This is a genomic window from Hydrogenophaga laconesensis (assembly GCF_031457235.1).
Classification (GTDB): domain Bacteria; phylum Pseudomonadota; class Gammaproteobacteria; order Burkholderiales; family Burkholderiaceae_C; genus Hydrogenophaga; species Hydrogenophaga laconesensis.
Window position 1 is genome coordinate 60,475 of sequence record NZ_JAVDWE010000003.1, and the last position, 17,955, is coordinate 78,429.

The window sequence follows — 17,955 nt, forward strand, 5'->3', positions numbered from 1 at the left end:
CCTGGCTTTCCGGTTCATCGCCGCAGCTTGTAGCCGGTGCGGAACACCCACCAGATGAAGCCCAGGCACAGCGACATGAAGACCAGCGTCATGCCGGTGCTCACAGCGATGTGCACATCCGCTGATCCATAGAACGCCCAGCGGAAACCGCTGATGAGGTAGACCACCGGGTTGAACAGCGACACCGTCTGCCACACCGGTGGCAGCATGGTGATGGAGTAGAACGCACCGCCCAGGAAGGTGAGTGGCGTGACGACCAGCAGCGGGATCACCTGCAGCTTCTGGAAGTTGTCCGCCCACAGGCCGATGATGAAACCGAACAGGCTGAAGGTGATGGCGGTGAGCAGCAGGAAGCCGATCATCCACACCGGGTGGGCGATGTGGTACGGAACGAACACGCGCGCGGTGAGCAGGATGAGCACCCCGAGCAGCACGGACTTGGTGGCGGCCGCGCCCACATAGCCCAGCAGCACCTCGATCCACGAGACCGGTGCGGACAGCAGCTCGTAGATGGTGCCGGACCACTTCGGCATGTAGATGCCGAACGAGGCGTTGGAAATGCTTTCGCTCAGCAGCGACAGCATCACCAGGCCGGGGATGATGAAGGCGCCGTAGGTGACGCCATCGATGCTGCCCATGCGCGAGCCGATGGCCGTGCCGAACACGATGAAATACAGCGAGGTGGTGAGCACCGGTGCAAGGATGCTCTGCGTGATGGTGCGGAAGGTGCGCGCCATCTCGAACCGGTAGATGGCCTTGATGCCATGGATGTTCAGGCTCATGCGCGCGCTTCCTGTTTCTTGTTGTGGACCAGGCTCACGAAGATGTCTTCGAGCGAGCTCTCGCTGGACTGGAGGTCCTTGAAATCGATACCCTGGGCGTGCAGGGTGCGGAGCAGTTCAGCGATGCCGGTCTCTTCCGTCTGGGTGTCGAATGTGTAGGTGAGCGTGTGGCCCGCGCCAGAGAGTTCGAGCGGCCAGCGTGACAGCGCCTGGGGCACGCTCTCCAGCGGGTGCTGCAGCGTGAGCGTGAGCTGCTTCTTGCCCAGCTTGCGCATGAGCACGTCCTTGTCCTCCACCACGATCAGCTCGCCCCGGTTGATCACGCCGATGCGGTCGGCCATGTCTTCGGCTTCCTCGATGTAGTGCGTGGTGAGGATGATGGTGGTGCCCCGGTCGCGCAGTTCGCGCACCATGCGCCACATGTCGTGGCGCAGCTCCACGTCCACGCCCGCACTGGGCTCGTCGAGGAAGAGGATCTTGGGGTCGTGCGACAGCGCCTTGGCGATCAGCACGCGCCGCTTCATGCCGCCGGAGAGGGTGAGGATCTTGTTGTCCTTCTTGTCCCAGAGCGAGAGGTCGCGCAGCACCTTCTCGACGTGGGCGGGATCGGGGGATTTGCCGAACAGGCCGCGGCTGAAGCTCACCGTGGCCCAGACGGATTCGAAGGCGTCGGTGTGCAGTTCCTGTGGCACCAGACCGATGACTTCGCGCGCCTTGCGGTAGTCGCGCACGGTGTCGTGCCCGTCGGCCAGCACGGTGCCTTCGCTGGCATTGGCGATGCCGCAGATGATGCTGATGAGCGTGGTCTTGCCCGCGCCATTGGGCCCGAGCAGGGCGAAGATTTCGCCGCGCCGGATGTCGAGGTCGACGCGCTTGAGCGACTGGAATCCGCCCGCGTACGTCTTGCTCACGCCGCGAACGGACACGATGGGGTCGGCGGCAGGGGCCGCCGGAGAAGAAAGGGACATGAAGCCTCCTGAATCGTGCCACTCTAGCACTGTTTTTGTGTACAGTGGTTGATCTGTTCAAACCATCGCATTGTGGGAAAAACTGCCTGACTCAGGACTTGACCATGCCGAACGTCCACATTCCCATTCAGGCCATCAAGGGCCGGGGCATCAGCCACCAGCAGGCGCACCGCTACATGCGCGATGCGCGCGAGGCCTTCGACGATGGCTGGAGTGCGCTCGACGAAGCGGCTCAGGCGCGCGATGACGCACCGCCCCCCGCCACCGAGGTCACCTGGGAGGACTGCCGCAGCGCCATCACGAAGAACGAATCGCCGGACGTCGGCTTCATGCTCGGCCTGAACCCGTACCGGGGTTGCGAACACGGCTGCGTGTACTGCTATGCCCGACCCACGCACAGCTACCTCAACCTCTCGCCGGGGCTGGACTTCGAGACCAAGCTCATCGCCAAACGCAACCTCGCTGCCGTGTTGCGGCGCGAGCTCGCCAGCCCACGCCATGTGCCCGGCCTGCTGGCCATCGGCACGGTGACGGACGCCTACCAACCCATCGAACGCGAACTGCGCCTGACCCGCGCTGCGCTGGAGGTGCTGGCCGAGGCGCGGCACCCGCTGGCCATCGTCACCAAGGGAAGCGGCGTGGAGCGCGACATCGACATCCTCGCGCCCATGGCGGCCCAGGGTCTGGCGGCGGTCTACGTCACCATCACCTCACTCGACGGCAGGCTGGCCCGCGCACTGGAGCCCCGCGCGGCGGCACCACACCGCCGGCTGCGCACCCTTCGCACGCTGGCCGAGGCGGGGATTCCCGTGGGCGTGAGCGTGGCACCGCAGATCCCCTTCATCACCGACGACATGGAGCAGGTGCTGGAGGCCGCGTGGGACGCCGGCGCGCGCCGGGCTTTCTACACCGTGCTGCGCCTGCCTTGGGAGCTGAGCCCGATGTTTCGCCAGTGGCTGGATCTCCATTACCCGGACCGCGCTGCGCGCGTGATGGCCCGGGTGCAGGAGATGCGCGGTGGCAAGGACTACGACGCGGACTTCGCGCAGCGCATGCGGGGCAGCGGCATCTGGGCCGACCTGATCCGCCAGCGCTTCGACAAGGCCTGCGCGCGGCTGGGTTTCAACACCGAGCGCGAGCCGCTCGACACGTCGAAGTTCAAGCCGCAGGCGCTGCGCGCACAGCAGGAACTGTTCTGAGCGGGCATCAGCCTTCGACGTCCAGGCCGAGCCGGCCGAGGCGGTGCGCCAGTTCCACGGTGGACTGCACCTGCAGCTTGTCGAAAATGTTGGCGCGGTGGAACTCCACCGTGCGCTGCGCGATGCCGAGGTGGTCGGCGATGTTCTTGTTGTAGTGGCCCTTGAGCACCTCGCGCAGCACCTCGCGTTCGCGGCTGCTCAGCGAGGCCAGGGCCTGGCCCAGGTGCAGCCTTTCCTGGTCGTGCTGCAGCTGCTCGATGGCGGCGGCGCGTGCGGCCTCGACCTTGTCGACCAGCAGGTTGTTCTGGAACGGCTTTTCCAGAAAGTCCCAGGCGCCGTTCTTCACCGCCGCCACCGCCATGCTCACGTCGCCATGCCCGGTGAGAAAGAGCACCGGCCAGGGCCAGGCCATGGCCTTGAGCTGCTCGAAGGTGGCCAGGCCCGACAGCGGCTCCATGCGGATGTCCAGCAGCACGACGCAGCAGTCGCCGGCGCGCGGCGCGCCCTCGCGCAGCGCTTTCAGGAAAGCCTCGCCCGACGTCCAGGCGTGCGTGGGCAGGCCACGCGATTCCAGCAGCCACACGATGCCTTCGCGGAAATCCGCGTCGTCATCGATCACATGCACGGGCGGGTTCATCAGGGGTTCAGGGGCAGCCACAGCGTGAATTGTGCGCCGAGGAGATCGGGGCTTCGGGCGATCTCGATGCGGCCATGGTGCGCCTCCACGATGGAGCGGCAGATGGCCAGCCCCATGCCCATGCCGCCGGGCCGGTGGCTGCTGAAGGCGTCGAACACCGTGGCGACCTGTTCCGGCGGCACACCGGGCCCGCTGTCGGACACGCGGATGCCGGCGGCCGACGCGTCCGCAGACCGCACCAGTTCGACCCGCACACGAGGTTCGTCAGGCGTGGTTGCGGGCGTGTGCAATGGCGCCCATTGCCCCGCGTTGACGATCAGGTTGCGCAGCGCGTGCTCGAGCAGCATCGCGTCTGCGGGAACCACGGGGCCATCGCCGGGCGGCAGATCCACGGCGAGGCGCACCCCATCGGGCAGGTCGGTGCCTGCCGCGACCCGGGCCACGAAAGGCGTCAGCGCGAGAGGCTGGCGCGTCATCTCCTGGCGTCGCGCGAAGGCGTTGACGCGCTGGATCACGCGGCCGGTCTTTTCGGCCAGCCCTTCGATGCGCTCGAGCACGGGCACGATGTCGTCGAACCCGATGCGCTGCTCGCGCACGCGGTTGAGCAGGCCGGTGGCGAAGCTGCTGAGCGCGCCCAGCGGCTGGTTGAGTTCGTGTGCCAGCGTCGAGGCCACCTCGCCCACCGCCACCAGCCTGCCCGAGGCTTCGAGCTGCGCCTGTTGACGGGCTGCCAGCCGTTCGACGCGCTGGCGCTCGGTGATGTCCAGCATCGATCCGATCCAGCCCGCGACTTCGCCATGCGCCAGCACCAGCGGTGCGCTGTGGGCCAGCACCTCGATCGGCTGGCCGTCGCGGTGCCGCAGTTGCAGGACGCGCCCCGCCTGTTGCCTGTCGGGGTCGCTGGCGCCCTGGCGCAATTGCTCGAACTCGTCACCCTGTTCGGCGGGCCAGTACGGCAACGGCTGGCCGGGCGTGGCGGCCAGACGCAGCAGTTCGGAAGGCGACCACCCCACCAGCCGGCCGAAGGCCTGGTTGACGTGGAGCAGGTGGCCGTCGCGGTCCCACGCGCACAGGCCCAGTGGCACGGAACGCTCCATGGCGCTGCGCAGCGCCAGCTGCGTCTGCAGGCGGGCCTCGGTGCGCTGGCGGCGGGCGGTGTCGCGCCAGAGGCGCACCAGCGCCAGCAGCATGCCGGCCAGGCAGACCATGGCCACTGCAAAGAACGCCCGCGGCGCCAGCAAGGCCTGGTTGCCCAGCAGCTGGACTTCGAGTTGCAGTTGTGCACCGGGCAGGTTGATCGGCGCCATGAAGGTGTTTTCGTCCAGCGGCCGCATGGGCGCATGGTCGGTGGCGAGTGCCACGCGATGGTCTTGCAGGAACCACCCGGGAAGGGCGTCGGCCAGCAGCCGGTCCAGCGGCACGGCGGCCACGTAGTCGCCCACGAACCGGCCTTGTTCGAAGTGCGGCACTGCGAGCCAGAGCCACGGCGCGTGCGCCTCTGAGAGGGACGGCAGCGGGCCGGCGTAGGCCGCCCGCTGCAGGCTGCGCGTGGTGTCGAGCATGGTCTGCAGCGCCGGGGCCTGCCCGCGCGCCACAGTGTCGGCCGGCAGCGTGGCGCCCGCCGGCACCCAGCCGTGGAACGCGATCTGCCCGTCCTGTTGCCACCACGGACCGCCCAGGGCGGGACGCGGCGCGGGTGGCCCGGTCTGGGCCTGCTGCGCCAGTGCGCCCAGATCGGTTTCCAGGCGCCGCAGATGAAAGCGCAAGCTCTGGTCCAGCCACTGCGCGTCGGCGGTGCGTCGGCGGTCGGCCTCCTGTGCCTCCTCGCCGCGCAGCACCACCACCATCAGCACCGCCGACGTGACCACCAGCAGCAGCAGCGCCACCAGCCAGGTGAGCGCGCGGCGCGTGAGGGTCGACGCCTGGCGCGTGTCCAGGTCGAGCGTGTCGACATCGGGCGTGGGAATGGGTGGTGGCATGGCGAACAGGACCTAGCATAGCGAGCATGCCGCCCGACCGCTCCACCCTTTTTCCCGCTGCGCCAGCACGGCCGTCGCGCCGCGTCTGCCTGGGTGCCGGGCTGGCGGCGGCGGCCACGCTGGTGGCCCCCGGCGTGCTGTCCCACCCGGCACCGGTGCTGTTGCGCCTCTCGCACGTGGTCGCCCCGGACACGCCCAAGGGTCAGATGGCACAGCATTTCCAGGCGCTGGTGCACGAACGCGCCAGCGGCCGCATCCGCGTGTCGGTGTACCCGGACTCCTCGCTCTGGGGCGACGACGACGAGATGGAGGCGCTGCGCCTGGGCGCGGTCGAGATGCTGGCACCCTCGCTTTCCAAATTCGGCATGGCCGGCGTGCCCGAGTTCGAGGTGTTCGATCTGCCGTACCTGTTCGCCGACCTGGCCCAGGTGCGGCGCGTGACGCAGGGCGCGGTGGGGCGCGAACTGCTGCAACGCCTGGGTCGCCAGCAGATGCTGGGGCTGGGCTACCTGGACAACGGTTTCAAGCAGATGAGCGCGCACCGGCCGCTGCGTCAGCCCTCCGACTTGGAGGGGCTGCGCATGCGCGTGCAGGCGCCCGGCGTGCTGGAGGCACAGATGCGGGCCTGGGGCGCCCAACCCATCGTGTTGCCTTTCGCCGAGACGCAGCGCGCACTTTCCAGTGGCCTCGTGGACGGCACCGAAAACCCGCTGTCGAATTTCTTGACACAGGGGCTGGCGACCTGGCAACCCCACGTGAGCCTCACCCGGCACGGCTACCTGGGTTACGCGGTGGTGGCCAACCCCCGTTTCTGGAACAGCGTGCCGCGCGCCGACCGGGCTGTGCTGACCACCGCGCTGGCCGAGGCGCTGGCACACGGCAACCGGCTGTCGGCGGAACTCGATCGGCAGGCGCTGCATCAGCTGCGCCAGACCCCGGGAGTGCAGGTGCACGACCTGTCGGACGCCGAGCGGGCTGCGCTGCGCCAGGCCGCTCAGCCGGTGCACGCGGGCCTGCGCCAGCGGCTCGGGGCGGGCCTGGTCGACGCGGTGCACCGCGCGCTGGCCGCCGGCTGAGCCTGACGCCTGCGCGACATACGTAAAAGTACGACTGTTGAACGCCACAGTTGGCGCGGCCCGACCGGCTGCGTATCGTGCCGCCTGTCCCGACGAGGGACGCGTGGCCCCTCTGCCTCCATCGGTGGGTGGCCTTTCCCCAACGAATGAGGCCGGCCAGGCCCAGGAGACAACACCATGTCCGCACCGACACAGCGCAAGCCGCTTTACAAGTCCCTGTATGTCCAGGTCCTGTTCGCCGTGGTGATCGGCGTGCTGCTGGGCCACTTCTACCCCGAGCTCGGGGCCAAGATGAAACCGCTGGGCGACGGCTTCATCAAGCTCATCAAGATGATCATCGCCCCGATCATCTTCTGCACCGTGGTGGTGGGCATCGCCGGCATGGAAGACATGAAGAAGGTCGGCAAGACCGGTGGTCTGGCGCTGTTCTACTTCGAGGTGGTCTCCACGCTCGCGCTGATCATCGGTCTGGTGATCGTCAACGTCTTCAAGCCGGGCGTCGGCATGCACGTGGATCCCGCGTCGCTCGACACCAAGGCCATCGCCACCTACACCGAGCCGGGCAAGATGCAGGGCACGGTGGACTTCCTGCTCAACGTGATCCCCACGTCCGTGGTGGATGCCTTTGCCAAAGGCGACATCCTGCAGGTGCTGCTGTTCTCGGTGCTGTTCGGCTTCGCGCTGCACAAGTTCGGCGGCCGTGGCACGCTGGTGTTCGACTTCATCGAAAAGTCGTCCCACGTGCTGTTCGACATCGTGGGCTTCATCATGAAAGTCGCGCCCATCGGTGCGTTTGGTGCCATGTCGTTCACCATCGGCAAGTACGGCGTCGACTCGCTGTTCTCGCTGGGCAAGCTGATGGGCACGTTCTACCTGACCTGCGTGCTGTTCATCGTCGTGGTGCTGGGCACCATCGCGCGGCTGCACGGCTTCAGCGTGCTCAAGTTCATCCGCTACATCAAGGAAGAGCTGCTGATCGTGCTGGGCACATCGTCGAGCGAATCGGTCCTGCCGCGCATGATGGAGAAGCTGGAGAACCTGGGCGCGCGCAAATCGGTCGTGGGCCTGGTGATTCCCACCGGCTACTCCTTCAACCTGGATGGCACGTCCATCTACCTGACCATGGCCGCCGTGTTCATCGCGCAGGCCACCGACACGCCGCTGGACATCACGCACCAGATCACGCTGCTGCTGGTGCTGCTGCTCACGTCCAAGGGCGCTGCCGGCATCACCGGTTCGGGCTTCATCGTGCTGGCCGCCACGCTGTCGGCTGTGGGCCATGTGCCCGTGGCAGGCCTGGCGCTCATCCTGGGCATCGACCGCTTCATGTCGGAAGCGCGCGCGCTGACCAACCTGATCGGCAACGGCGTGGCCACGCTGGTGGTGGCCAAGTGGACCGGTGACCTCGACATGCAGCGCCTCAAGCAGGGTCTGGACAACCCCACCGTCCAGGAGTCCCAGGAGCCCGAGGCGATCCTGGATCTGCAGCAGGCCCGCATGGCGTTGCCCGAAGGCAAGGCCAGCTGATCGTCAGGCGCTGCGCGAGAGCAGCGCCAGCGCGTCTTCGCGCCAGAAGGCGAGGGCGGTGTAGTAGCCCTCCCACACGCAGCCGTTGCAGCCCCGGCCGCAACAGGTGTCGGGTTCTGGCGGTGGGCGGCGCAACGCGGTGTCGAGATCGACGCCGCGGCGCTGCGCCAGGCCCTGCAGGTGGGCCACGAGGGCCTGTGCCGTGGGCAGGTCGGCCAGCGGTACCGAGGCGGGGTCGTGCAGGACGAAGCGCGGTTGCACACGCCCCTCGAATTCACCCACCTCGACGAACATCCCCGCCGGGCGCACCCACTGGCCCCAGCCTCCGTAGAGCGCGCGGTACAGCGCCATGCCCTGCAGCGTCTCGCTGCAGCGCACGGTGTCCAGCACCTCGTACCAGCCGCCCTTGTAGTGGCGGTACAGCCCGGGGGGCACGGGATTCAGCGGAGGCAGGTCGGTGTCGGTGGTCATGGTGGGCGGGAGATTGTCGCCCACCCGCCGTGCGGCTTCAGCCCTTCCTGGAAAGCGCGTCCACCGGCACGTAGAACTCGCCGCCTGCCGCCTTGAATTCGGCCGATTTGTCGGCCATGCCGCGCTCGGCAAAGTCCCGCACGTCCTGCGTGATCTTCATCGAACAGAACTTCGGCCCGCACATGGAGCAGAAGTGCGCTTCCTTGCTGCTGTCCTTGGGCAGCGTCTCGTCGTGGAAATCGCGCGCGGTGTCCGGGTCCAGGCCGAGGTTGAACTGGTCGTGCCAGCGGAATTCGAAGCGCGCCTTGCTCATGGCGTCATCGCGCGCGCGGGCGCCGGGGTGACCCTTGGCGATGTCGGCCGCATGCGCGGCGATCTTGTAGGCGATGAGGCCCTGTTTCACGTCGTCGCGGTCGGGCAGGCCCAGGTGTTCCTTGGGCGTCACGTAGCACAGCATGGCCGTGCCCATCCAGCCGATCATGGCTGCGCCGATGGCCGAGGCGATGTGGTCGTAGCCCGGCGCGATGTCGATGGTGAGCGGGCCGAGGGTGTAGAAGGGCGCCTCGTGGCAGTGCTTGAGCTGCTCGTCCATGTTGGCCTGGATGAGGTGCATGGGCACGTGGCCGGGGCCTTCGATCATGGTCTGCACGTCGTGCTTCCACGCGATCTGCGTGAGTTCACCCAGCGTCTTCAACTCGGCGAACTGGGCCTCGTCGTTGGCGTCCGCCGCGCTGCCGGGGCGCAGACCGTCGCCGAGGGAGAAGCTCACGTCGTAGGCTTTCATGATCTCGCAGATCTCCTCGAAGTGCGTGTAGAGAAAGCTTTCCTGGTGGTGCGAGATGCACCACTTCGCCATGATCGAACCCCCGCGCGAGACGATGCCAGTGCGGCGGTTTGCCGTGAGGTGCACGAAAGGCAGGCGCAGGCCGGCGTGGATGGTGAAGTAGTCCACCCCCTGTTCGGCCTGCTCGATGAGCGTGTCGCGGAAGATGGCCCAGGTGAGGTCTTCGGCCACGCCGCCCACTTTTTCCAGTGCCTGGTAGATCGGCACCGTGCCAATGGGAACCGGCGAGTTGCGCACGATCCAGTCGCGCGTGGTATGGATGTTGTGGCCGGTGGACAGGTCCATCACGTTGTCCGCACCCCAGCGGATGGCCCACACCAGCTTGTCCACCTCCTCCTCGATGCTGGAGGTGACCGCCGAGTTGCCGATGTTGGCGTTGACCTTGACGAGGAAGTTGCGGCCGATCGCCATCGGCTCCACCTCGGGGTGGTTGATGTTGGCCGGGATGATGGCGCGGCCGCGCGCGACCTCGTCGCGCACGAACGCCGGCGTGATGGTCTCGGGGATGCGCGCGCCCATGGGGTTGCCGCGCAGGCGCGCCTCGCGCCCCGCATCGGCCAGGTATTCGGCCATCCATTCGCGTTTTCCGTTCTCGCGCACGGCCACATACTCCATCTCGGGGGTGACGATGCCGCGCCGCGCGTAGTGCATCTGCGTCACGTTCGAGCCGCTGCGCGCGCGGCGGGGCGTGCGCTGCAGGCCGGCGGCGGAGGCGCGCAGGGCCTCGATGCGCGTGGCATCGCGCGCCTCGTGCTTCACCCCGTCGTCCAGTGCCTGGCGGGTGCGGCCGGTGTAGGTCTCGGTGTCGCCGCGCGCGGCGATCCAGGGGCCACGCACATCGGGCAGGCCGCGCGTGACGTCGATCGCCGCCGTGGGGTCCGAGTAGGGGCCCGAGGTGTCGTAGACGGTCACGCGTTCGCCGTTGGTGAGCGCGATCTCGCGCATGGGCACGCTCACGCCGGGCTGCATGCCGGTGGCGTGGACCTTGCGGGAGGCGGGAAAGGGCTCGCGGCTCTGCGCGAGCAGTGCATGAGCGAGCGGGGTGTGGGGGTCGGGTGCGTTCATGAGAGCAATCTCCTGGGGTTGAGGATGGATTGCTCCGCATCGCACCGATGCGGGACGCATGCACCCACCCACCAAGGGGGTGCACGCCGGCCGGCACAGGCACTGCAGCTCTTCTTACGCTGGTACTAACCAGATCAAGTTCGCGGTTCCGGCGGTCAGGTCCGCCATCTCAGCACGCCATACGTGCACCCCGGAGCAGTCGCGCAGTGTAACGGCCCTTGCGCCGTTTGTGTGCGAATGCCGCTCCGATCACCTGAAGCGGCCTGCCGTCCATGCGCATATTCCCGACTTGGCATCCAACTTGCTCAGGCGTTTGATGTGCGTCAGGACCACCCCTCTGGCGCATTTCGAGGAACCCACCATGTCCGAAGACGCTCCGTCCAACGCCGCCGGCTCCGCCACGATCACCGCCGCCGTGCCGGCTTCACCCAACTCGCCGCAGCCGCGCCACATCCGGCTGACCTCGCATTCCGGTGGTTTTGGCGGGCTGCCCATCCAGTGGGGCGCGGCGACCGCGCGCGAGCGGGGGCCGGTGGTAGGCACCACGCTCAACATCGGCAACCGCAACGTGATCGGCACCCACAGCGGCAGCTACAGCGTGTACCGCGCGCTGGCCGTGGCGGCGGGTGCGCTGAAACGCGAACACCGCGCCGACCTCACCAACACCGCGCCCACCGACATCATCGGCCCCTACCCGCAGTGGGCCGATCCGGCCAAGATCGTCAGCCTCGACCCCTGGGGAGCGGTGATCGCCGACGTGTATTCGAACGAACTGGCCGCCGGTTACGACATCCGTCCGACCATCGCCGTGACCAAGGCGCACGTGATCCTGCCCGAGGTGATCGAGGCGCTGCAGAAAGGCCGGCTCAAGCCCGACGGCAGGTTCCTCACCAGCGGCGGTGCGGCCGTGGTCACCAAGGTGGCGGTCGAGCCTGTGTGGTACCTGCCCGGCGTGGCCAGGCGCTTCGGCTGCACCGAAGCCGCCCTGCGCCGCGTGCTGTTCGAGGAAACCGGGGGCATGTACCCCGAGCTGGTGACGCGCTCCGACCTGGAGGTCTTCCTGCCCCCCATCGGCGGCCAGACGCTCTACATCTTCGGCAACCCGCGCGACCTGGCCAACCCCGATGTGGAACTGACGGCGCGCGTGCATGACGAGTGCAACGGCTCCGACGTGTTCGGCTCCGACATCTGCACCTGCCGGCCCTACCTCACGCACGCGATCGAAGAGTGCATCCAGGGCGCGCAGCGCGGTGGCGTGGGCCTGGTGGCCTACTCGCGCAAGGAGGGCCGCGCGTTGGGCGAGGTGACCAAGTTCCTCGTCTACAACGCGCGCAAGCGCCAGGTGGGCGGCGACACGGCCGACCAGTACTTCGCGCGCACCGAGTGCGTTGCCGGCGTGCAGGACATGCGCTTCCAGGAACTGATGCCCGACGTGCTGCACTGGCTGGGCATCACGAAGATCCACCGCCTCGTCTCCATGAGCAACATGAAGTACGACGCCATCACCGGTGCCGGCATCGAGGTGGGTGTGCGTGTGAACATCCCCGACGAACTCATTCCGGCCGACGCGCGCGTCGAGATGGACGCCAAGATGGCCGCCGGCTATTTCACCCCCGGCGCGGTGCCCGATGCCGAGGAGCTCAAGCTGGCCAAAGGCCGGGCGTTGAACGAATGAGCCGCGCGCCGGACACCTCCACCCCCGCCGGGGCCGCGCTGGCGCTGCGCAGCACGGCCACCATCCGCACCCGCGCGCAGCACCTGCTGGCGCGCGCGCGTGCGGGCGAATCGGTGAACTTCGCGGTGAACGACGCCGCACTGGTGCACGCCGCGCGCACCGTGGCCGAGCTCTCGCGCGCGCGCTTTCCCGAGCTTCGCATGCCGTACCACAGCCGCTGGCGCCACTTCGAGGCCGGGCAGGTCGACCGCGCCGCGCAGCTCGATGCCTTGCTGGGCCCGGTGGATGCCGCCACCCGCGCCCGCGCGCAGATCGACCTGGCGCTGGTGAGCGTGCTGCTCGACGCTGGCGCCGGTGCCGACTGGCGCTACAAGGAGGCGTCCAGCGCGCAGACTTTCTCCCGTTCCGAGGGGTTGGGCGTGGCGAGCTTTCACGCCTTCGTGTCGGGTCTGTTCTCCAGCGATCCCGCGCATCCCCTGCGCGTTGACGCCGCCGGCCTGGCGGCGCTGCGCACCGACCGGCTGGGCGACGCATTCCAGGTCGGTGAAGGCAATCCGCTGGTGGGGCTCGAGGGCCGCGCCGGCCTGCTGCGCCGCCTGGGCCAGGTGCTGGCGCGGCAACCCGAGGTCTATGGCACGCCTGGCAGGCCCGGGGGGGTGTTCGACGCGATGCGCGCAGCGAACCCGATGAGCCTGGAGGTGCACGATCTGCTGGGCCTGCTGCTGGCCACGCTGTCGGACATCTGGCCCGCGCAGAACGCCATTGACGGTGTGTCGCTCGGCGATTGCTGGCAGCACCCGGACGTGCCCGGCGACGGCCTCACGCGCGGCTGGATGCCGTTCCACAAGCTGTCTCAATGGCTCACCTATTCGCTGCTGGAACCCTTCGAGTGGGCCGGCATGAAGCTGCATGGCATCGACGCGCTCACCGGTCTGCCCGAATACCGCAACGGCGGTCTGCTGATCGACGCAGGCGTGTTGCGCCCGCTGCCGCCGGACCACGCCACGCGCACCTGGTCGGCGGGCGATGTCTTCATCGTCGAATGGCGCGCGCTCACCGTGGCCCTGCTCGACGAGATCGCGCCGCTGGTGCGCGGCGAACTGGGCGTGTCGGCGGGGCAGATGCCGCTGGCCTGCGTGCTCGAAGGCGGCACCTGGGCCGCGGGCCGTCTGCTGGCGCAGCGCCTGCGCGGTGGCGCGCCCCCGCTGAACATCGCCAGCGATGGCACGGTGTTCTGACCCCCTTCCTTGACATTTTTCTCCCGGCAACCCGACCAAGGCACGAACCATGAGCGACCACAACAACGTTCATCTCATCGACCACCCACTGGTGCAACACAAGCTGTCGCTCATGCGCCGCAAGGACGCCAGCACCAACAGCTTCCGCCGCCTGCTCAACGAAATGGCCATGCTCATGACCTACGAGGTCACGCGCGACATGCCGATGCAGGACATCGAGGTCGAGACGCCGCTGGAGATCACCACCTGCAAGGTCATCGACGGCAAGAAGCTGGTGTTCGTGTCCATCCTGCGCGCGGGCAACGGCATCCTGGACGGGATGCTCAGCGTGGTGCCTGGCGCGCGCGTGGGTCACATCGGCCTGTACCGCGATCCGAAGACGCTGACGGCGGTCGAGTACTACTTCAAGATGCCCAAGGAGATGCACGAGCGCGACGTGATCGTGGTCGACCCGATGCTGGCCACCGGCAACTCGGCCATCGCAGCCGTGGACCGGTTGAAGGAGTGCCGGCCCAAGTCGATCAAGTTCGTCTGCCTGCTCACCTGCCCCGAAGGCATCGCTGCGCTGCACACCGCGCACCCCGATGTGCCCATCTACACCGCGGCCATCGACCGCGAACTCAACAGCCACGGCTACATCCTGCCCGGGCTCGGCGATGCGGGCGACCGCATCTTCGGCACGCAGTGAAGTCGGTTGCCCTTCCGTTTCCCCTTCCCCTCCGCCCCCTTGATCCTCACAGGAGTCCTGCCATGTCGACCCTCTCGCTCCGTCGCCGTCCCTTGCTGGCGCTGGCCGCCGCGCTCGCGTTGTCTTCTCCCGGTCTTGCCCTGGCGCAGGCCAGACTGAAAGTCGCTGCGGTCTATACCGTGCCCTTCGAGCAGCAGTGGGCCGGCCGCATCCATGAAGCGCTCAAGGCGTCCGAGTCGCGCGGCGAGATCGAATACAAGGCCACCGAGAACGTGTCCAACGCGGACTACGAGCGCGTGGTACGGGAATACATCGCCGCCGGCAACCAGCTCATCGTGGGCGAGGCTTTCGGCGTCGAGGCCGCGCTGCGCAAGGTGGCCAAGGACTTTCCCAAGGTCTCCTTCCTGATGGGCAGTTCCGGCAAACCCGTGGCGCCGAATTTCAGCGTCTTCGACAACTACATCCAGGAGCCGGCCTACCTCACGGGCATGATCGCCGGTGGCATGACCAAGACCAACAAGATTGGCATGGTCGGTGGCTTTCCGATTCCCGAAGTCAACCGCCTGATGCACGCCTTCATGGCGGGTGCCAAGGAAACCAACCCCAAGGCCGAGTTCACGGTCACCTTCATCAACAGCTGGTTCGACCCGCCCAAGGCGAAGGAAGCGGCCTTCGCCATGATCGACAAGGGCGCGGACATCATGTACGCCGAGCGCTTCGGTGTGTCGGACGCCGCCAGGGAGCGCAAGGTGCTGGCCATCGGCAACGTGGCCAACACGCAGCCCGACTACCCCGACACGGTGATTGCCTCGGCCCTGTGGCGCATGTACCCGTCCATCGACCGGGCCGTCAAGCTCGTGAAGGACGGCAAGTTCACCGCCGAGGACTACGGTCCGTATTCGATGATGAAACACAAGGGCTCCGAACTCTCGCCCCTGGGCACGTTCGAGAAGAAGGTGCCGGCAGACCTCATGGCCAAGGTCAAGGCCAAGGAAGCCGCCATCCTGGCCGGCAAGTACACGGTCAAGGTCGACGACACCCAGCCCAAATCCTCGAAGTGATTCGGGGCGCCCCCCTGCGCCGCTGCGCGGCTTCCCCCCTCTGTGGCGCGCCTTCGGCGCTTCGAGGGGGGACGGCATCTCGGGCCGGCGGAGCCGGACCCTTGATGCCTCTTGTCGGCGTTGTCTCTCCCGTTTCGGTGCGATGAAAAGCTGACGTGCCTATGACGCAAACAACCGTTCTTCGTCTTTCGGGGATCACCAAGCGGTTTGGTCCGCTGGTGGCGAACGATGCGATCTCGCTTTCGCTTGATGAGGGCGAGGTGCTCGCGCTGCTCGGTGAAAACGGCGCTGGCAAGTCCACGCTGGTGTCCATCCTGTTCGGGCACTACGTGGCCGACGAGGGTGCCATCGAGGTCTTTGGCCAGCCGCTGCCGCCGGGCCATCCGCGAGCGGCGCTGGCGGCGGGCATCGGCATGGTGCACCAGCACTTCACACTGGCCGACAACCTTTCGGTGCTCGACAACGTGCTGATGGGCACCGAACCGCTGTGGCGGCTTGCGTCGCGCAAGGCGCAGGCGCGGGCACGCCTGCTGGCGGTGGCGGAACGGTTCGGCCTGGCGGTGCGCACCGATGCGCTGGTGGGCAGCCTCTCGGTGGGCGAGCGCCAGCGCGTGGAAATCCTGAAGGCGCTGTACCGGGGCGCGCGCATCCTCATCCTGGACGAGCCCACCGCCGTGCTCACGCCGCAGGAGAGCGAAGCGCTGTTCGACACGCTGTCGCAGATGGTGGCGCAGGGCCTGTCCATCATCTTCATCAGCCACAAGCTGGCCGAGGTGCTGCGCGTGTCGCACCGCGTGGCCGTGCTGCGCCAGGGCAAGCTGGTGGCCGAGGCGCCGGTGGCGGGCACCACGCAGGCCCAGTTGGCGCAGTGGATGGTGGGCCATGCGGTGGACGCGGCGGTGCGGCGGCCGGCCAGCGCGGTGGGCCGCGAGGTCTGCACCCTGCGCGACGTGAGCACGCCGGCGGGTGTGCGCGACCGGCTCGATGGCGTGTCGCTGGGGCTGCGCTCGGGCGAGATCGTTGCGGTCGCGGGTGTGTCGGGCAATGGGCAGGTGGCGCTGGCCGAGCTGCTGTGTGGCACGCGCCGCGCCAGTGCGGGCGAGGTGCTGTACGAAGGCCAGCCCTTGCGCGCCTCACCGGCCTGGCTGGTGTCGCAGGGTGTGGCCCGCATACCCGAAGACCGTCATGCGGTGGGCGTGGTGGGCGACCTGCCGGTGTGGGAGAACGCCGTGTCCGAACGCCTGCGCAGTCGGGCGTTCTCTCGCGGTCCCTGGGTGCGGCTGCGCGCCGCACGGCGGCACGCGCAGCGCGTGATCGAGGCCTTCGACGTGCGCGGTGGCGGGCCGGCCACGGCCGCGCGGGCGCTCTCGGGTGGGAACATGCAGAAACTCATCCTGGGCCGTGCATTGCTGGCGCCGGAGGGTGAGGCGGCACGTCCCGCGCTCATCGTGGCGCACCAACCCACGTGGGGCCTGGACATCGGGGCGGTCGCTTACGTGCACCGCCAGCTGATCGAGGCGCGCGACGCCGGTGCGGCCGTGCTGGTGATCTCCGACGACCTCGATGAGGTGATGGCCCTGGGTGACCGCATCGCCGTGATGCACCAGGGCCACTTGACGGAGGCCTTGCCCGCAGGCGACTGGACGCGCGAGCGCATTGGCCTGGCCATGGCGGGGGTGGACCATGCGGGTTGAGCGGCGCACGCAGAATTCGGCGCCGGCCGTGGCCGGTGCCTCGGTCATCGCCATCGCGTTCACGCTGCTGGTGAGCAGTCTGCTGGTGCTGTGGGCTGGTGCGCCGGTGGGTCAGACCTTCGGCCTGCTGCTGCAGGGCGCTTTCGGTTCGCTCTTCGCCTGGAGCGAGACCCTCACCCGCGCCGTGCCGCTGATGCTCACCGGCCTGGCCGCCACCGTGGCGTTCAAGGCGCGCCTGTTCAACATCGGTGCCGAAGGCCAGTTGTACGCGGGCGCGCTGGCGGCGGTGGCGGTGGGGGGACTGCACGGTGGCACCGGGCTGGAGTGGCCGGTGTGGCTGCTGTTCCCGCTCATGATGCTGGCCGCCGCGCTGGCCGGGGCGCTCGTGCTGCTCGGGCCGGCGCTCATGAAGCTGCGCCTGGGCGTGGACGAGGTGGTGACCACGCTGTTGCTGAACTTCATCGCACTGCTGATGGTCTCCGCGTTGCTTGACGGCCCCATGAAAGACCCCACGGCACTGGGCTGGCCGCAGAGCGTGGCCCTGCTGCCGGAACTCGAACTCGGCCGGCTCGTCGAGCAGACGCGCCTGCACACTGGCCTGCTGTGGGCCATCTCGCTGGCTGTGATGCTGTGGGTGCTGCTGAAGTACACCGTGCTCGGCTTTGACATCCGTGCCGTGGGCGCCAACGCCCGCGCGGCGGCCTTCGCCGGCGTGCCGGTGACGCGGACGATGGTGCTGGTGGCGTTGCTCTCCGGGGCGCTCGCGGGCCTGGCCGGCGCCATCGAGGTGGCGGGGCGCGCCAGCTACGTGACGCTGGACATGTCGCCGGGCTACGGCTACAGCGGCATCGTCATCGCGATGCTGGCGGGACTGCACCCGCTGGGCGTGCTGGCGGCGGCGGTGTTCATCGCGGGGGTGCTGGTCGGCGCCGACAGCATGAGCCGCGCCATCGGCGTGCCCACCTACCTGGCCGATGTGATCGTGGCCGTTTCTCTGCTCTCGGTGCTGGCGGCCACCTGGATGGCCCAGTACCGGTTTCGCTGGAAGTGA

General features: G+C 68.2%; 15 protein-coding genes, 1 pseudogene and 1 riboswitch. Of the genes and pseudogenes, 9 read left to right on the forward strand and 7 right to left on the reverse strand.

Annotation, left to right across the window (positions count from 1 at the left end; genetic code table 11):
* Nucleotides 1-14 precede the first annotated feature (14 nt).
* Both J2X09_RS06950 and J2X09_RS06955 read right to left on the reverse strand, forming a co-directional pair.
* A complete protein-coding gene (locus tag J2X09_RS06950; protein WP_204732539.1) occupies nucleotides 15-776 on the reverse strand; it encodes an ABC transporter permease in 762 nt (253 codons plus the stop codon).
* Nucleotides 777-778: 2 nt separating this feature from the next.
* Complete coding sequence (locus J2X09_RS06955) at nucleotides 779-1,750, reverse strand: ABC transporter ATP-binding protein (protein WP_204732463.1); 972 nt, start codon at nucleotides 1,748-1,750, stop codon at nucleotides 779-781.
* Nucleotides 1,751-1,854: 104 nt separating this feature from the next.
* On the opposite strand from J2X09_RS06955, the gene J2X09_RS06960 reads away from it, so the two are divergent.
* Nucleotides 1,855-2,949 carry a PA0069 family radical SAM protein gene (locus J2X09_RS06960; protein ID WP_204732462.1) on the forward strand — a complete coding sequence of 365 codons (1,095 nt, stop codon included), beginning with the start codon at nucleotides 1,855-1,857 and terminating at the stop codon, nucleotides 2,947-2,949.
* Between the two features lie 7 nt (nucleotides 2,950-2,956).
* On the opposite strand, the gene J2X09_RS27160 is transcribed toward J2X09_RS06960, so the two are convergent.
* Nucleotides 2,957-3,586, reverse strand: a complete 630-nt coding sequence (locus J2X09_RS27160; protein WP_204732461.1) for a response regulator transcription factor — start codon at nucleotides 3,584-3,586, stop codon at nucleotides 2,957-2,959.
* Nucleotides 3,586-5,565, reverse strand: coding sequence for a two-component system sensor histidine kinase NtrB (locus J2X09_RS06970; protein WP_204732460.1), 1,980 nt, complete (start codon nucleotides 5,563-5,565; stop codon nucleotides 3,586-3,588). Before J2X09_RS06970 ends, J2X09_RS27160 begins: the two co-directional genes overlap by 1 nt.
* A 26-nt stretch (nucleotides 5,566-5,591) precedes the next feature.
* On the opposite strand from J2X09_RS06970, the gene J2X09_RS06975 reads away from it, so the two are divergent.
* The gene (locus J2X09_RS06975) at nucleotides 5,592-6,641 is read left to right on the forward strand and encodes a DctP family TRAP transporter solute-binding subunit (protein WP_204732459.1); all 1,050 of its coding nucleotides are present in this window, start codon (nucleotides 5,592-5,594) and stop codon (nucleotides 6,639-6,641) included.
* Nucleotides 6,642-6,818: 177 nt separating this feature from the next.
* Nucleotides 6,819-8,168, forward strand: coding sequence for a dicarboxylate/amino acid:cation symporter (locus J2X09_RS06980; RefSeq protein WP_204732458.1), 1,350 nt, complete (start codon nucleotides 6,819-6,821; stop codon nucleotides 8,166-8,168).
* 3 nt (nucleotides 8,169-8,171) lie between these two features.
* Here J2X09_RS06980 and J2X09_RS06985 read toward each other — a convergent pair whose 3' ends face one another.
* The 3 genes and pseudogenes from J2X09_RS06985 to thiC all read right to left on the reverse strand — a co-directional run bounded on the left by J2X09_RS06985 (nucleotide 8,172) and on the right by thiC (nucleotide 10,548).
* Nucleotides 8,172-8,429, reverse strand: coding sequence for an oxidoreductase-like domain-containing protein (locus J2X09_RS06985; RefSeq protein ID WP_374726489.1), 258 nt, complete (start codon nucleotides 8,427-8,429; stop codon nucleotides 8,172-8,174).
* Nucleotides 8,415-8,639 (reverse strand): annotated as a pseudogene (locus tag J2X09_RS06990) (DUF1653 domain-containing protein); the annotation flags it as partial. The pseudogene J2X09_RS06990 and the gene J2X09_RS06985, both read right to left, overlap by 15 nt.
* 37 nt (nucleotides 8,640-8,676) lie before the next feature.
* Entirely contained in the window at nucleotides 8,677-10,548 is a 1,872-nt protein-coding gene (gene thiC / locus J2X09_RS06995) for a phosphomethylpyrimidine synthase ThiC (protein ID WP_204732457.1), read from the reverse strand.
* A gap of 94 nt (nucleotides 10,549-10,642) precedes the next feature.
* Nucleotides 10,643-10,751, reverse strand: a riboswitch (TPP riboswitch).
* Nucleotides 10,752-10,909: 158 nt separating this feature from the next.
* On the opposite strand from thiC, the gene J2X09_RS07000 reads away from it, so the two are divergent.
* The 6 genes from J2X09_RS07000 (at nucleotide 10,910) to J2X09_RS07025 (ending at nucleotide 17,955) form a co-directional block, all read left to right on the forward strand.
* Complete coding sequence (locus tag J2X09_RS07000) at nucleotides 10,910-12,223, forward strand: GTP cyclohydrolase II (RefSeq protein ID WP_204732456.1); 1,314 nt, start codon at nucleotides 10,910-10,912, stop codon at nucleotides 12,221-12,223.
* The gene (locus tag J2X09_RS07005; protein WP_204732455.1) at nucleotides 12,220-13,461 is read left to right on the forward strand and encodes a URC4/urg3 family protein; all 1,242 of its coding nucleotides are present in this window, start codon (nucleotides 12,220-12,222) and stop codon (nucleotides 13,459-13,461) included. Before J2X09_RS07000 ends, J2X09_RS07005 begins: the two co-directional genes overlap by 4 nt.
* 49 nt (nucleotides 13,462-13,510) lie before the next feature.
* The gene (gene upp / locus J2X09_RS07010; RefSeq protein ID WP_204732454.1) at nucleotides 13,511-14,149 is read left to right on the forward strand and encodes a uracil phosphoribosyltransferase; all 639 of its coding nucleotides are present in this window, start codon (nucleotides 13,511-13,513) and stop codon (nucleotides 14,147-14,149) included.
* Between the two features lie 62 nt (nucleotides 14,150-14,211).
* Nucleotides 14,212-15,210: a BMP family protein gene (locus tag J2X09_RS07015; protein WP_204732453.1), complete on the forward strand. Its 999-nt coding sequence runs from the start codon at nucleotides 14,212-14,214 to the stop codon at nucleotides 15,208-15,210.
* Between the two features lie 161 nt (nucleotides 15,211-15,371).
* Nucleotides 15,372-16,904: an ABC transporter ATP-binding protein gene (locus J2X09_RS07020; RefSeq protein ID WP_204732452.1), complete on the forward strand. Its 1,533-nt coding sequence runs from the start codon at nucleotides 15,372-15,374 to the stop codon at nucleotides 16,902-16,904.
* Entirely contained in the window at nucleotides 16,894-17,955 is a 1,062-nt protein-coding gene (locus J2X09_RS07025) for an ABC transporter permease (RefSeq protein WP_204732451.1), read from the forward strand. Before J2X09_RS07020 ends, J2X09_RS07025 begins: the two co-directional genes overlap by 11 nt.